This is a genomic window from Kitasatospora sp. NEAU-CNBT7, assembly GCF_057220535.1.
The window spans coordinates 347901-361339 of sequence record NZ_JBXQQB010000001.1 but is presented as its reverse complement, the minus strand read 5'-3'; the positions used below and the strand labels follow the sequence as shown (position 1 = coordinate 361339).

Annotated in this window: 12 protein-coding genes; 6 read left to right on the top strand and 6 right to left on the bottom strand. The window is 70.7% G+C overall.

Annotation, left to right across the window (positions count from 1 at the left end; all coding sequences use genetic code 11):
- Nucleotides 1–54 precede the first annotated feature (54 nt).
- The 6 genes from gyrB to dnaA form a co-directional block, all read right to left on the bottom strand.
- Nucleotides 55–2055 (bottom strand): DNA topoisomerase (ATP-hydrolyzing) subunit B, encoded by a 2001-nt coding sequence (gene gyrB / locus AC2TEW_RS01625; protein WP_484621432.1) that lies wholly within the window; start codon nucleotides 2053–2055, stop codon nucleotides 55–57.
- Between the two features lie 268 nt (nucleotides 2056–2323).
- Nucleotides 2324–2836 (bottom strand): DciA family protein, encoded by a 513-nt coding sequence (locus AC2TEW_RS01620; protein ID WP_484621431.1) that lies wholly within the window; start codon nucleotides 2834–2836, stop codon nucleotides 2324–2326.
- 82 nt (nucleotides 2837–2918) lie between these two features.
- Complete coding sequence (recF, locus tag AC2TEW_RS01615) at nucleotides 2919–4052, bottom strand: DNA replication/repair protein RecF (protein WP_484621430.1); 1134 nt, start codon at nucleotides 4050–4052, stop codon at nucleotides 2919–2921.
- Nucleotides 4053–4094: 42 nt separating this feature from the next.
- Nucleotides 4095–4970 carry a phosphogluconate dehydrogenase (NAD(+)-dependent, decarboxylating) gene (gene gnd, locus AC2TEW_RS01610; RefSeq protein ID WP_484621429.1) on the bottom strand — a complete coding sequence of 292 codons (876 nt, stop codon included), beginning with the start codon at nucleotides 4968–4970 and terminating at the stop codon, nucleotides 4095–4097.
- Between the two features lie 158 nt (nucleotides 4971–5128).
- Nucleotides 5129–6259, bottom strand: a complete 1131-nt coding sequence (gene dnaN / locus AC2TEW_RS01605) for a DNA polymerase III subunit beta (RefSeq protein ID WP_033818862.1) — start codon at nucleotides 6257–6259, stop codon at nucleotides 5129–5131.
- A gap of 1056 nt (nucleotides 6260–7315) precedes the next feature.
- A complete protein-coding gene (dnaA, locus tag AC2TEW_RS01600; RefSeq protein ID WP_498041430.1) occupies nucleotides 7316–9235 on the bottom strand; it encodes a chromosomal replication initiator protein DnaA in 1920 nt (639 codons plus the stop codon).
- A gap of 520 nt (nucleotides 9236–9755) precedes the next feature.
- On the opposite strand from dnaA, the gene rpmH reads away from it, so the two are divergent.
- From rpmH to rsmG, 6 genes are all read left to right on the top strand, one after another.
- Nucleotides 9756–9893: a 50S ribosomal protein L34 gene (rpmH, locus tag AC2TEW_RS01595; RefSeq protein WP_033823201.1), complete on the top strand. Its 138-nt coding sequence runs from the start codon at nucleotides 9756–9758 to the stop codon at nucleotides 9891–9893.
- Nucleotides 9894–9912: 19 nt separating this feature from the next.
- Nucleotides 9913–10341, top strand: a complete 429-nt coding sequence (rnpA, locus tag AC2TEW_RS01590; RefSeq protein WP_082526890.1) for a ribonuclease P protein component — start codon at nucleotides 9913–9915, stop codon at nucleotides 10339–10341.
- Nucleotides 10338–10652 carry a membrane protein insertion efficiency factor YidD gene (yidD, locus tag AC2TEW_RS01585; protein ID WP_484621427.1) on the top strand — a complete coding sequence of 105 codons (315 nt, stop codon included), beginning with the start codon at nucleotides 10338–10340 and terminating at the stop codon, nucleotides 10650–10652. The genes rnpA and yidD overlap by 4 nt, the downstream gene beginning before the upstream one ends.
- A gap of 3 nt (nucleotides 10653–10655) precedes the next feature.
- A complete protein-coding gene (gene yidC / locus AC2TEW_RS01580; RefSeq protein ID WP_484621426.1) occupies nucleotides 10656–11813 on the top strand; it encodes a membrane protein insertase YidC in 1158 nt (385 codons plus the stop codon).
- Nucleotides 11814–11892: 79 nt separating this feature from the next.
- Nucleotides 11893–12423 carry a Jag family protein gene (locus AC2TEW_RS01575; protein WP_033823198.1) on the top strand — a complete coding sequence of 177 codons (531 nt, stop codon included), beginning with the start codon at nucleotides 11893–11895 and terminating at the stop codon, nucleotides 12421–12423.
- A 156-nt stretch (nucleotides 12424–12579) separates the two neighbouring features.
- The gene (gene rsmG / locus AC2TEW_RS01570) at nucleotides 12580–13368 is read left to right on the top strand and encodes a 16S rRNA (guanine(527)-N(7))-methyltransferase RsmG (RefSeq protein ID WP_051813616.1); all 789 of its coding nucleotides are present in this window, start codon (nucleotides 12580–12582) and stop codon (nucleotides 13366–13368) included.
- Nucleotides 13369–13439: the final 71 nt, after the last annotated feature.

The following is a 13439-nucleotide window of genomic DNA, read 5'->3' as shown; positions in this document are numbered from 1 at the left end:
GCTGGTCAGTTTCCTTTCACGCGGGGCCTGGGACGTGGATGACCGCGGGGGTCGTCACACGTCCAGGAACCGGACGTCCTTGGCGTTGCGCTGGATGAAGGACCGGCGGGCCTCCACGTCCTCGCCCATCAGGACGGAGAACAGGTCGTCGGCCCGGGCCGCGTCCTCCAGGGTGACCTGGAGCAGCAGGCGGTGGGCGACGTCCATGGTGGTGACGCGCAGCTCCTCGGCGTTCATCTCGCCGAGACCCTTGAAGCGCTGGATCGCGTCGTCCTTCGGCAGCCGGCGGCCGGCCTCGACCCCGGCCGCGATGAGCGCGTCGCGCTCGCGGTCCGAGTAGGCGTACTCGAAGTCGTCCCGGCCCCACTTGATCTTGTACAGCGGCGGCATCGCCAGGTAGACGTACCCGGCCTCCACCAGCGGCCGCATGAAGCGGAACAGCAGGGTGAGCAGCAGCGTCCGGATGTGCTGTCCGTCGACGTCGGCGTCGGCCATCAGCACGATCTTGTGATACCGCAGCTTGGACTCGTCGTAGTCCTCCTGGATGCCGCAGCCGAAGGCCGAGATCAGCGCCTGGACCTCGGTGTTCTGCAGCACCTTGTCGATCCGGGCCTTCTCGACGTTCAGGATCTTGCCGCGGATCGGGAGGATCGCCTGGGTGCGGGGGTCACGGCCCTGCTTGGCGGAGCCGCCGGCCGAGTCACCCTCGACGATGAAGATCTCGCACTCGGCCGGGTCCTTGGACTGGCAGTCGCTCAGCTTGCCGGGGAGCGAGGCGCTCTCCAGCAGGCCCTTGCGGCGGGTGAGGTCCCGGGCCTTGCGGGCCGCGACCCGGGCGGTGGCCGCCTGGATCGACTTGCGGATGATGTCCGAGGCCTCGTTGGGGTTGCGGTCCAGCCAGTCGTTCAGCTGCTCGTGCACCACCCGCTGGACGAAGGTCTTGGCCTCCGTGTTGCCCAGCTTGTCCTTGGTCTGGCCCTCGAACTGCGGCTCGCCGAGCTTGACCGAGATGATCGCGGTCAGACCCTCGCGGATGTCCTCGCCGGAGAGGTTGTCGTCCTTCTCGCGGAGCAGCTTCTTGTCCCGCGCGTAACGGTTGACCAGGCCGGTCAGCGCCGCGCGGAAGCCCTCCTCGTGGGTGCCGCCGCCGTGGGTGTGGATGGTGTTGGCGAACGAGTAGACCCCCTCGGTGTAGGAGGAGTTCCACTGCATCGCGATCTCCACCGAGATCGCCTTGTCCTTGTCCTCCGCCTCGAAGTCGATCACCGAGGGGTGGATCGGGTCGCCCTTGCGGGAGTTGAGGTGGGCGACGAAGTCCGCGATGCCGCCGTCGTACTTGTACGTGACGGTGAGCGGGCGGCCCTCCTCGTCGGCGTGCTCGGCCCGCTCGTCGGTCAGCGAGATGGTCAGGCCCTTGTTCAGGAACGCCATCTCCTGGAAGCGCCGGGAGAGCGTCTCGAAGGAGTAGACCGTGGTCTCGAAGATGTCCGGGTCGGCCCAGAACGTGACGCTGGTGCCGGTCTGCTCGGTCGCCTCGTGGCGGTCGAGCGCGGCGGTCGGCGCACCCGCCTTGTAGTCCTGGGTCCAGCGGTGGCCGTCGCGGTGGATCTCGATCGCCAGCCGGGTGGAGAGCGCGTTCACCACCGAGACGCCGACGCCGTGCAGGCCGCCGGAGACGGCGTACCCGCCGTTGCCGAACTTGCCGCCGGCGTGCAGCACCGTCAGCACGACCTCGACCGCGGGCTTCCCCTGGCCGGGGACGATGTCCACCGGGATGCCGCGGCCGTTGTCGTCGACGCGGACCGCGCCGTCGGCCAGGATGGTCACGTCGATCGTGTCGGCGTACCCCGCCAGCGCCTCGTCGACGGAGTTGTCCACGACCTCGTACACCAGGTGGTGCAGGCCGCGCTCACCGGTCGAGCCGATGTACATGCCGGGGCGCTTGCGGACGGCTTCGAGGCCCTCCAGCACCGTGATGTTGCTGGCGTCGTACGACTTCTCGCCGGACTGGTCGGTGGGGTCTTGGTTCTGGCTGGGGTTGCCGGAATCGGCCACGAAGCGCCCTCTCTGGCACAGCGCGGGTCGCACGCCATCCGCTGATTCGGAGGGCCTGCGACCACGGCGTTTCGACTCGGTTGCTACGAGCAACAGTGTTTGGCTTCCAGTCTACCGGTACGACTGACAGAGAGGGGCGTTTGGCAGCCCCTGAGGGCAGATGTGCCGCCCTGAATCCCCTCTGCACATGTCCCGATACTCGACCAGGGGGCTCAGAGCCCTCACGCAGGCCGCCAGCGGTTCCGGACGACCCAGCTCCGCTCGGACCTCACCCCCAGGTGTCGCCCGGCCCCTTGCTCCCCGGTGCCCGCAGGCGCCCGTACCCCCGAACCGGGGCGTCAGGCCCCAGGACCTTGATCACCTTCACCGTGCCGTGCCCCAGCTCGTGGTTGAGCCTGGCCACCAGCTGCCGGGCCAGCAGCCGCAGCTGGGTCGCCCACGCCGTCGAGTCGCACTGGACGGTGAGCACCGCCTCCGACTCGGCGTAGGTCTTGGGCACACAGTGGGCCGAGATGTCCGGCCCGACGATCTGCGGCCAGCGGCCCATCACCCCGCCGACCGCGGCCGGCGCCTCCCAGCCCCGTTCGGTGATCAAACGATTCAGCGCCGCCCCGAGCGGCACCGGGTCGCGCCCGTCCGCCCGGGCGCCGCTGCGCAGACCGTGCCGCTTCGCCTCGCGCTTCTCCCGCACCTGCTCACCGCGCTGCCTGGCCTGCTCCTTCGCCGCCCGCAGCGCCACCCGCGCCAGGTCCACACCCGACAGCTCAGGCGTCTCGCTCATGCGTCCCGCACCTTTCCCCAGGCTGTGGATGATCGCCCGGGTTCCAGGCGGTGGACCGTCCAGCGTACGAGGTCCGCGGGACTCACGGGGCGAGACGGGACACCGTGCCGTCCGAGACGGCGTACCGCGCCCCCGCCAGCGCCCCGGGCACGTCCTCCGGGACCGCCGCAGTCACCAGCACCTGCTCGCCCCCGGCCACCAGCTCCGCCAGCCGGTCCCGGCGCCGGGCGTCCAGCTCGGCGAACACGTCGTCCAGGATCAGCACCGGCTCCCCGCCGTCCGCCTTGAGCAGCTCGTACGAGGCCAGCCGCAGCGCCAGCGCGAACGACCAGGACTCCCCGTGGCTGGCGTAGCCCTTCGCGGGCAGCGGCCCCAGCCGCAGGGTCAGCTCGTCGCGGTGCGGGCCGACCAGGGTCAGCCCGCGCGCCACCTCCTGCCCACGGGCCGCCCGCAGCGCCGCCAGCAGCTGTTCCTCGGCCTGCTCCCGGCTGGTGGGCAGCTCGCCCTCGAAGGAGCTGCGGTACTCCAGCAGGGTCTCCCCGCCACCGGGCGCGAGCTGCCGGTACGCCTGCGCCACCAGCGGCTGCAGGGCCGCCACCAGGTGGATCCGGAAGGCCGTCAACTCGGCGCCGGCCCGCGCCAGATGACCGTCCCAGACCTCCAGGGTGGACAGGTCCGCCGCCTTGCCGCCGCCGGCCCGGCGGGCCGTCGCCGCGGTCTTCAGCAGCGCGTTGCGCTGCTTGAGCACCCGCTCGTAGTCCTGCCGCACCCCGGCCAGCCGGGGCGCCCGCGCGGTCAGCAGCTCGTCCAGGAAGCGCCGGCGCTCACCCGGGTCACCCTTCACCAGGGCCAGGTCCTCGGGGGCGAACAGCACCGTCCGCAGCAGGCCCAGCACGTCGCGCGGGCGGACGTTGTCGGAGCGGTTGATCCGGGCCCGGTTGGCCTTGCCCGGGGTCAGCTCCAGCTCGACCAGGGTGGTCCGGGCGTCGCGCACGATGCTGGTGCGCACCACCGCCCGCTCGGCGCCCAGGCGCACCAGCGGGGCGTCGGTGGCGACCCGGTGGCTGCCCAGGGTGGCCACGTAGCCGATGGCCTCCACCAGGTTGGTCTTGCCCTGGCCGTTGGGCCCCACGAACGCCGTGACGCCCGGGTCGAGCGGAACCTCGACCCGGGCGTAGGAGCGGAAGTCGGCGAGCGACAGGTGCGCGACATGCATGGCTGGGTACTGCGCTCGCCTTCTGCGGGGATGAGCCGACGGCTACTTGGACTCGACCGCGTGGCCGCCGAACTGGTTGCGCAGCGCGGCGATCATCTTCATCTGCGGGGAGTCGTCCTGCCGGGAGGCGAAGCGGGCGAACAGCGAGGCGGTGATGGCCGGCAGCGGCACCGCGTGGTCGATCGCGGCCTCGACCGTCCAGCGGCCCTCGCCGGAGTCCGCGGCCCAGCCCTTGAGCTTGGCCAGGTGCTCGTCGTCGTCCAGCGCCCGCACGGCCAGGTCGAGCAGCCAGGAACGGATCACCGTGCCCTCCTGCCAGCTGCGGAACACCTCGCGGACGTCGGTGACCTCGGGGGCCGCCTCCAGCAGCTCCCAGCCCTCGGCGAAGGCCTGCATCATCGCGTACTCGATGCCGTTGTGGACCATCTTCGCGAAGTGGCCGGCGCCGACCTTGCCGGCGTGCACGGCGCCGAAGTCGCCCTCGGGCTTGAGCGCGTCGAAGACCGGCTGGACCTTGGCGACGTGCTCGGCCTCGCCGCCGTACATCAGCGCGTAGCCGTTCTCCAGGCCCCAGACGCCGCCGGAGACGCCGCAGTCGACGAAGCCGATGCCCTTGGCCGCCAGCAGCTCGGCGTGCTTGATGTCGTCCGTCCAGCGGGAGTTGCCGCCGTCGACGACCACGTCGCCGGGGGCCAGCAGCTCGCCGAGCTGCTCGACGGTCTCCTGGGTCGGCCCGCCGGCCGGGACCATCACCCACACCACGCGCGGCGCCTGCAGCTTGCTGACGAGCTCCTCGAGGCTTTCGACGTCGGCGAGTTCCGGGTTGCGGTCGAAACCGATGACGGTGTGGCCGGCGCGGCGGATGCGCTCGCGCATGTTGCCGCCCATCTTGCCGAGACCGATGAGGCCGAGCTCCATGACTAGTCCTTCACTGTGGTGTCGTGCCTGATGGCGGCGCCGTTGCCGCGCTGTCCCGAGCCTACGCCGCGAACGGAGCCAGGCCTCTCCCGGCACAGTCTGTCCGGGGGAGGCCTGGGCTCACGTCCACAGCCTGTGGACGGCGGTGTGTACGAGCGTCAGCCGGAGAGCCGCACCGGCATGATCAGGTACTGGTAGGCCTCGTCGGCCTCCGCGTCCACCGCGACCTTGCCGCTCAGCAGGGCGGGCTTGGTGGGCGTGGTGAAGCTCAGCTGGGCGTAGGCGGAGTCGATGGCCTTCAGGCCCTCCTCCAGGTAGCCCGGGTTGAACGCGATCGAGATGTCGTCGCCCTCGAGGTCGGCGTCGATCCGCTCGGTGGCCTGGGCGTCGTCGCCCGAGCCCGCCTCCAGGGTCAGCACGCCCTGCTCGAAGTTGAGCCGGACCGGGGTGTTGCGCTCGGCGACCAGCGAGACGCGCTTGAGCGCCTCCAGGAACGGCTGGGTCTGGATCGCGGCGACCGCGCTGAACTCGGTCGGGAAGAGGCTGCGGAACTTCGGGAACTCGCCCTCCAGCAGCCGCGTGGTGGTCCGGCGGCCGGCTCCCTCGAAGCCGATCAGGCCCTCGCCCGCGCCGCCCGAGGACAGCGCGATGGAGACCGTGTCGCCGCTGCCCAGCGACTTGGCGATGTCCTGGAGGGTCTTGGCGGGCACCAGGGCGACCGCGGAGATGTCCGCCTGCTCCGGCTTCCACAGCAGGTCGCGGACGGCGAACCGGTACCGGTCGGTGGCGGCCAGGGTGATCCGGTCGCCCTCGATCTCGACCCGCACACCGGTGAGCACCGGCAGGGTGTCGTCCCGGCCGGCGGCGACGGCGGCCTGGCTGACCGCGGCGGCGAACACCTCGCCGGCGACGGTGCCGGTGGCGCTCGGCATCGCCGGCAGGCTCGGGTACTCGTCCACCGGCAGCGTCGGCAGGGTGAACCGCGAGCTGCCGCAGACCACGCTGACCCGCATGCCGTCGGTGGAGATCTCCACCGGCCGGTTCGGCAGGTTGCGGGAGATGTCGTTGAGCAGGCGGCCGGAGACCAGCACCGTGCCCGGCTCCTCGACGTCCGCCTCGAGCTCGACCCGGGCCGAGACCTCGTAGTCGAACCCGGAGAGGGCCAGCGAGCCCTCCTGTGCCGTCAGCAGCAGGCCGGCCAGGACCGGCACCGGCGGCCGCGCCGGGAGGCTGCGAGCAGCCCAGGCCACCGCCTCCGCGAGGACATCACGCTCCACCCGGAACTTCACCGGTAACCGCCTCCTGGCTCCTGCTGTCGCTGTACGCGCTCTGGTCTTCGTCGGTCTTCGTCGTCCGGCTCCCGGCCCACCGGGGAGAACCCCGGCTTCCAGTTGCCGGAGAACAGTCTGACGTACTCCACCGACAGACGGAGCAGATGGGCGGAAGCAAGCCGAACAAGTGTCGGGGAGCGGTTGTCCACAGATTTCGGCCCGCCCCACTGTTGATCAAGCTCAGGGGTCTCTAAGGGTAGTAGTAGTAGTAGGGCCTGTGGATACCGTGGATAACCTCGTTTCCGCAGGTCAGACCCGGTTTTTTGTCCACAGGACCTGTGGATGGCGACTGTGGAAAACCAGGCCCTGCTGTGGACAACGGAGAGTTACCCACAGGCCACCCTGAGTATCCACAGGTTATCCCCAGCTCTGTCCCCAGATCATGGCCGGGTTATCCACGGGCCCCGGGCAACATCACGTGACGCCTTTCACACCTGGGTATGAACGACCAGCCAATGTTGTCGAACTGTGGATGCAGCTGTGGAGAACCTGGGGATAACCCGTCCGGCCCTGGGGACAACCGGTGGATAACCCGGACGGCCCTCTGACGGGCCGCCAATTGTCCACAGGCTGTGGATAACTGTTGTGCACAAGTCCACAGGCACCTGACCTGCGCAGAAGAGCGTAGCGTCGGCGCCCCTGTGGACGAATTCTGGATAACTCGGAGCCATCGCGGGGTGTGGACGGGGAAAACTCACCCGACCTGTGGATGACGGGGCCTCGGGCCGGTCCTGTTCGAATTGCTGGTCAGATGTTCGGCCCGCGCCGGGAGTCGGGGACGGCGCCGGCAGCGGGATTCCTGCCCGGCCGACCCGGCCGGCACACCTCGGGTTCGGACCTCGTAGGACCGGGGCACGGGCCTCTCGGGGATGCCCGGCGGTCCGCCCGGCCGCCGGTACGGTGCCAGGGCGGCCTTACGGCACCAGGACGGCCTTACGGGGGCGCCGGAACAGGCCGAAGGGGAGCCGGGACGGTTCCCGACTCCCCTTCAACAGCCGCTGCAGCGCGGCACGTTCAGCTCTTGATGCGGTTGGTCAGCTCGGTGACCTGGTTGTAGATGGAGCGGCGCTCGGCCATCAGCGAGCGGATCTTCCGGTCGGCGTGCATCACCGTGGTGTGGTCCCGGCCGCCGAACTGCGCGCCGATCTTCGGCAGCGAGAGGTCGGTCAGCTCCCGGCAGAGGTACATGGCGATCTGGCGGGCCGTCACCAGCACCCGGCTGCGCGAGGAGCCGCACAGGTCGTCCACCCCCAGGCCGAAGTAGGCGGCCGTCTGCTGCATGATCACCTGCGCGGTGATCTCCGGGCCCGCGTCCTCGTCGCCGCCGGGGATCAGGTCCTTGAGGACGATCCCGGCCAGCTCCAGGTCGACCGGCGCCCGGTTCAGGTTGGCGAACGCGGTCACCCGGATCAGCGCGCCCTCCAACTCCCGGATGTTGCGGGTGATCCGGGAGGCGATGAACTCCAGCACGTCGGCGGGGGCGTTGAGCTGCTCCTGGATCGCCTTCTTGCGCAGGATCGCGATCCGGGTCTCCAACTCCGGCGGGGTGACGTCGGTGATCAGGCCCCACTCGAAGCGGTTGCGCAGCCGGTCCTCCAGGGTGATCAGCTGCTTGGGCGGCCGGTCCGAGGAGAGCACGATCTGCTTGTTGGCGTTGTGCAGGGTGTTGAAGGTGTGGAAGAACTCCTCCTGGGTCGACTCCTTGCTCGCCAGGAACTGGACGTCGTCGACCAGCAGGATGTCGATGTCCCGGTAGCGCTTGCGGAAGGCGTCGGCCTTGCCGTCCCGGATGGAGTTGATGAACTCGTTGGTGAACTCCTCCGAGCTCACGTACCGCACCCTGGTCCCCGGGAAGAGGCTGCGCGAGTAGTGCCCGATCGCGTGCAGCAGGTGGGTCTTGCCGAGGCCGGACTCGCCGTAGATGAAGAGCGGGTTGTAGGCCTTGGCGGGGGCCTCGGCCACCGCCACCGCGGCGGCGTGCGCGAACCGGTTGCTGGCGCCGATCACGAAGGTGTCGAACAGGTACTTCGGGTTCAGCCGGGCGTTCGGTTCGTCCTTGCGGGAGCCACCGGCCGGGGGCGCACCGGGGGGTGCGGGCACGCCGGGCGCCGGGGTGCGCTCCACCACGCCGCCGCCGGAGCGCGCCGCCGCCGCGGCCCCGCCGCGTCGGGCCGGGGAGCCCGGACGCTGGCGCCCGGGGGCCGGGGAGTGCTCCAGCACACCGCCGAACAGGTCGCCCTGGGACGGGGTGGCCGGCGGCAGGCTCTTCGGCCGCTCGGCGGCCGCCGGCTCGGGAGCGGACTCCCAGCCGTCCTCGGAGCCGCCGCCCTGCGATCGCCAGGCCGGCGGTTCCTCGCCGTAGCCGGGCCGGCGCTGGGGGTAGCCCTGGGGCTGCTCGTACCGGTCCGGCGGGTAGCCCTGGCCGTACGGCTGCTGCTGGTAGCCGCGCTGGTAGTCCTGGGCCGGGGGGTAGTCCTGGGCCGGCGGGTACTCCTGCGGGGCGGGGTAGTTCTCGGAACGCGGCCAGCTGCCCGGGGCGTCCTGGCGGCCGCCGTACTCGGGGTCCTGCCGGTGCGCGGGCTGCTGCTGGGGGTGGGCCGCGATCGGGTGCGCGGACTGCGGGTGGCCGGACTGCTGCTGCGGGTGGTCCGGTCGGTGCGGCCAGTCCTCGCCGGTGCGGCCCTGGTCGGGGTCCTGGCCGGAGTGCGGGTCGCCCTGGGGGGCCGGCTCGGCGCCCTGCCCGCCCGCCGCCGGGCCCGCGTTGGCGTCCACCATCACCGCGATCCGCACCGGGCGGCCGAACTCCCGCGACAGCGCGTCGCTCAGCTGCGGCAGCAGCCGGCCCTCCAGCACCTGCTTCGCGCGCTCGTTCGGTGCGGCCAGCAGGGCGGTGTCGTGCATCATCCACATGGGCTGGGTGCGCCGGAGCCACATCTTGTCGCTGTCCCCGACACTCGCGTCGTTGACCAGCCGCTCGACGACCGACGCCCAGACCGGGACGAGATCGCTGTTGACATCAGCCACTGGTGCACGCCTTCTCGTTCCCCGTCAGGGGGGTGTCAAGGGACTTCGGGGGAGGGTGGTCCGCCCCGAAGAACAAACCAGACAAGTCCTGCAACGGTAGTCAGCGGACAGAGCTGATTCAAGTTGTTGTCCACAGGCTGTGGGTATCGTGGAGGAGCGGCCCGGGCACAGGCCCGGGACCACCAGGTTTGACCCTCCACCCCTGGTCCGCGTACCGTAACCAGGTCGAGTTGTCGATGGCCGCTGCCGCATGTCCGCGGGTCCGCCCGCTTCCATGACGCGCGCAGCACGGGCGCCGTGGATTGCCTCAAACCCCAGCAGATCTGGGTCTTTGGGGCCGGATTTCCCATAGATGGGGGAGATCACGCGGACGCACGGTGACGGCCAAGCGAGACCCGGTCACCCTACGATTCACCTCAGGAGCCCCCGAGTGAGCAAGCGCACCTTCCAGCCGAACAACCGCCGTCGTGCCAAGACCCACGGCTTCCGGCTGCGGATGCGGACGCGTGCCGGCCGCGCCATCCTGGCCGCGCGCCGTGGCAAGGGCCGTTCCGCCCTGTCCGCCTGATTCACGCCAAGGGTCTGCAGTGCTGCCCTCCGAGCATCGGCTGCGGCGGCGCCAGGACTTCTCGATCGCAGTGAAACGCGGTCGTCGGGCCGGCCGGCCCCTGCTGGTCGTCCATCTCAGTAGAGATGGCGCCGTGACGGGACCGGCCGGCACGTTGAACGACTCCAGCCCGCACGTCGCCGAGGGGCTTCCTCCGGCGCGTGCGGGTTTCGTCGTCAGCAAGGCCGTCGGCCCCGCCGTGGTCCGCAATCTGGTCAAGCGCCGACTGCGGCATCTGGTCGGCGCACGTCTGTCCCGGCTGCCCGCAGGTAGCCTGGTGGTGGTACGCGCGCTGCCCGCTGCGGCAGCGGCCTCGTATCTCGAACTTGAGCACGACCTGGACGCGGCGCTCCGGCGCCTGCTCAGGGCGGAGCCGAGCGGCGGAGCGCCGACAGGAGCAGGGCGATGAAGTACCTGCTGATGGGGCTGATCAGGCTCTATCAGTGGACGATCAGTCCGCTGTTGGGCCCGGTCTGCCGTTATTACCCCTCGTGTTCGCACTACGGGTACGAGGCTGTGCGGCTGCACGGTGCGGTCAAGGGCACTGGCCTGACCGCCTGGCGCATTCTGCGCTGCAATCCCTGGTCCCCCGGTGGGGTCGACCACGTTCCGCCGCGCAAGCACCCGGTGTGGCACCGCCGGCTGCGCAATCTGCTGAGCCCCACGAGCGGGACCGCCGGGCCTGAGCCGGTGGCGAAGCCCGATGCCCAAGGAGTCTGACCGGTGACTTTCGGTTTTCTGAGTCCCCTCTACACAGCGGTGTCCTGGATCATCGTCCAGTTCCACTCGCTGTACAGCCACATCTTCGATCCCGACGGTGGCTGGGCCTGGGGCCTGTCGATCGTCTCCATGGTGGTCATCATCCGGATCTGCCTGATCCCGCTCTTCGTGAAGCAGATCAAGGCGACCCGGGCCATGCAGGCGATCCAGCCGAAGATGAAGGCCATCCAGGAGCGCTACAAGAACGACCGGCAGCGCCAGTCGGAAGAGATGATGAAGCTCTACAAGGAGGCGGGTACCAACCCCTTCTCGAGCTGCCTTCCGATCCTGGTCCAGGCCCCCTTCTTCACCGCGCTCTACGGCGTGCTGGCCTCGGTGGCCAAGGACAAGCCGATCGGCGTCATCAACGAGAGCCTCCTGGACAGCGCCCAGCAGGCGCACATCTTCGGTGCTCCGCTGTCGGCCACCTTCCTCGGGTCGGACGAACTCAGCGTCAAGATCGTCGTTGCGATCATGATCGTTCTGATGTCGCTGTCGCAGTTCATCACCCAGCGCCAGCTGATGACCAAGAACATGGACCTCACGGTCAAGACGCCGTTCATGCAGCAGCAGAAGATGCTGATGTACGTCTTCCCGATCATGTTCGCCGTGATGGGCATCAACTTCCCGGTCGGTGTGCTGGTCTACTGGCTCACCACCAACGTCTGGTCGATGGGCCAGCAGCTGATCGTCATCCACAACAACCCGACCCCGGGCAGCAAGGCCTTCGCGGAGCGCCAGGCGCGGCTGAAGAAGCAGGGCCGGCTCAACCCGGACGGCTCGGTGAAGAAGGTCGGCCTGCTCGCGACCATCTCGGGCGGCGGCGGCAAGACCGCCTCGGCGGCGGTCAGTGCCGAGAACGTGGTCGAGGACACCGTGCACGTGCGCCGGCAGCAGCCGCGCAAGCAGACCAAGGCCCAGCGGCAGGCCGCGGCCGGTCACACCGCCGGCACCGGGACCAGCCTGACCAAGGCGGACGAGCCCGCGGAGACCGCCGAGACCCCGGCCGCGACCGAGAGCAAGACCCCGGCGGCCCGGGCGGCCACGGCCAAGCCCGCGGGCCAGCGCCAGCAGCCGAAGCGCAGCGGACAGGGCGGCCAGCGGCCGAAGAAGAGGTCCTGACCGGTCCGGTCCGGGGACACCGGCCCCAGATCTTCGTTCTCGGCCCCATCCGAGGGCCCATTCCCGAAGGAGTCCAGCAGTGACGGAAGGCACCATCTCCGCGGTCGACACCGAGGCCGACGCCGAGGGCGGAAAGGGCACGCTCGCCCGCCTGGAGCAGGAGGGTGACATCGCGGCCGACTACCTGGAGGGTCTGCTCGACATCGCGGACCTCGACGGGGACATCGACATGGACGTGGAGGGCGACCGCGCCCTGGTCTCCATCGTCGGCGACGGCGCCGACCGTTCGCTGCAGCGTCTGGTCGGCCACGACGGCGAGGTGCTGGAGGCACTGCAGGAGCTGACCCGGCTGGCGGTCCACCGGGAGACCGGCGAGCGCAGCCGGCTGATGCTGGACATCGCCGGGTTCCGGGCGCGCAAGCGCACCGAGCTGGCCACCCTGGGCGCCGAGGCCGCCGAGCGGGTGAAGAGCTCGGGCGAGCAGGAGAAGCTGCGTCCGATGACCCCGTTCGAGCGCAAGGTGGTGCACGACGCCGTGGCCGCCGCGGGTCTGCGCAGCGAGTCCGAGGGCGAGGAGCCCGAGCGTTGCGTGGTCGTGCTGCCGCGCTGACGCCGGTGGCGGTCTGCTGATCGGCCCCGTCCGCTTCGCGCGGGCGGGGTCGTCCCCGTTGTGGCGAGCTTTCGGGCGGCCGGGTGGGGGCTGGATGTTTCACGTGAAACAGTGCTTGTACGGGTGGGGTGGATTTCGGTGAGCGGAGAGGTCGAGATGGACAGGGACGGCGTGGGCGCGGAGGACGACGTGGCGGAGGCCGCCGCGGCAGCGGACCTCGCCCAGGCTCCGGCGGTGGCGGCGGAGATCTTCGGCGACCGCTACCCGGTGGCCGTGCGGTACACCGAGCTGCTGGCCACGGCCGGGGTCCAGCGCGGGCTGATCGGTCCGCGGGAGGTGCCCCGGCTCTGGGACCGGCACGTGCTGAACTGCGCCGTGCTGGCCGAGCTGCTGCCCGAGGGAGCGACCCTCTGCGACGTCGGCTCCGGCGCCGGCCTGCCGGGCATCCCGGTCGCGATGGCCCGCCCCGACGTCTCGGTGACCCTGCTGGAGCCGCTGCTGCGGCGGACCACCTTCCTGGAGGAGGTGGTGCGGCTGCTCGGTCTGGAGAACGTCACGGTGCTGCGCGGCCGGGCCGAGGAGATGGTCGGCAAGCTGGCGGTCGACGTGGTGACCGCGCGCGCGGTCGCGCCGCTGGACCGGCTGGCGGGCTGGGGGATGCCGCTGCTGCGGCCGTACGGGCAGATGCTGGCGCTCAAGGGTGACACGGCGGAGCAGGAGCTGACCGACTCGCGGGCGGCGCTGACGCGGCTGGGTGCGGTCGGCTGGTCGGTGCTGGCGGTCGGTGAGGGCACCCTGGAGACCTCCACCCGGGTGGTCCGGGTGGAGGCGGGGGAGAGCCCCGGCGGGGTCAAGGCCGCCACCCGGCGGGCCAAGGCGGCCCGGGCGGGACGCGGCGGCCGGCCCGGTGAGGGCGGTCGCGGCGGGGCGCGCCGCCGCCGCTGAACATCGAACGGACGCCGTGCGGACTGCCGGCGTCGCCCGGGTGCCCGGAGTGTCGGTCCGTCAGATTTCCG

Excerpts from the sequence above, each read along its gene's own strand:
- AC2TEW_RS01620 (WP_484621431.1), bottom strand. The coding sequence starts at position 2,836 with ATGAGCGAGACGCCTGAGCTGTCGGGTGTGGACCTGGCGCGGGTGGCG.
- recF (WP_484621430.1), bottom strand. The coding sequence starts at position 4,052 with ATGCATGTCGCGCACCTGTCGCTCGCCGACTTCCGCTCCTACGCCCGG.
- gnd (WP_484621429.1), bottom strand. The coding sequence starts at position 4,970 with ATGGAGCTCGGCCTCATCGGTCTCGGCAAGATGGGCGGCAACATGCGC.
- dnaA (WP_498041430.1), bottom strand. The coding sequence starts at position 9,235 with ATGTGGCTCCGGCGCACCCAGCCCATGTGGATGATGCACGACACCGCC.
- yidD (WP_484621427.1), top strand. The coding sequence starts at position 10,338 with ATGAAGTACCTGCTGATGGGGCTGATCAGGCTCTATCAGTGGACGATC.
- rsmG (WP_051813616.1), top strand. The coding sequence starts at position 12,580 with ATGGACAGGGACGGCGTGGGCGCGGAGGACGACGTGGCGGAGGCCGCC.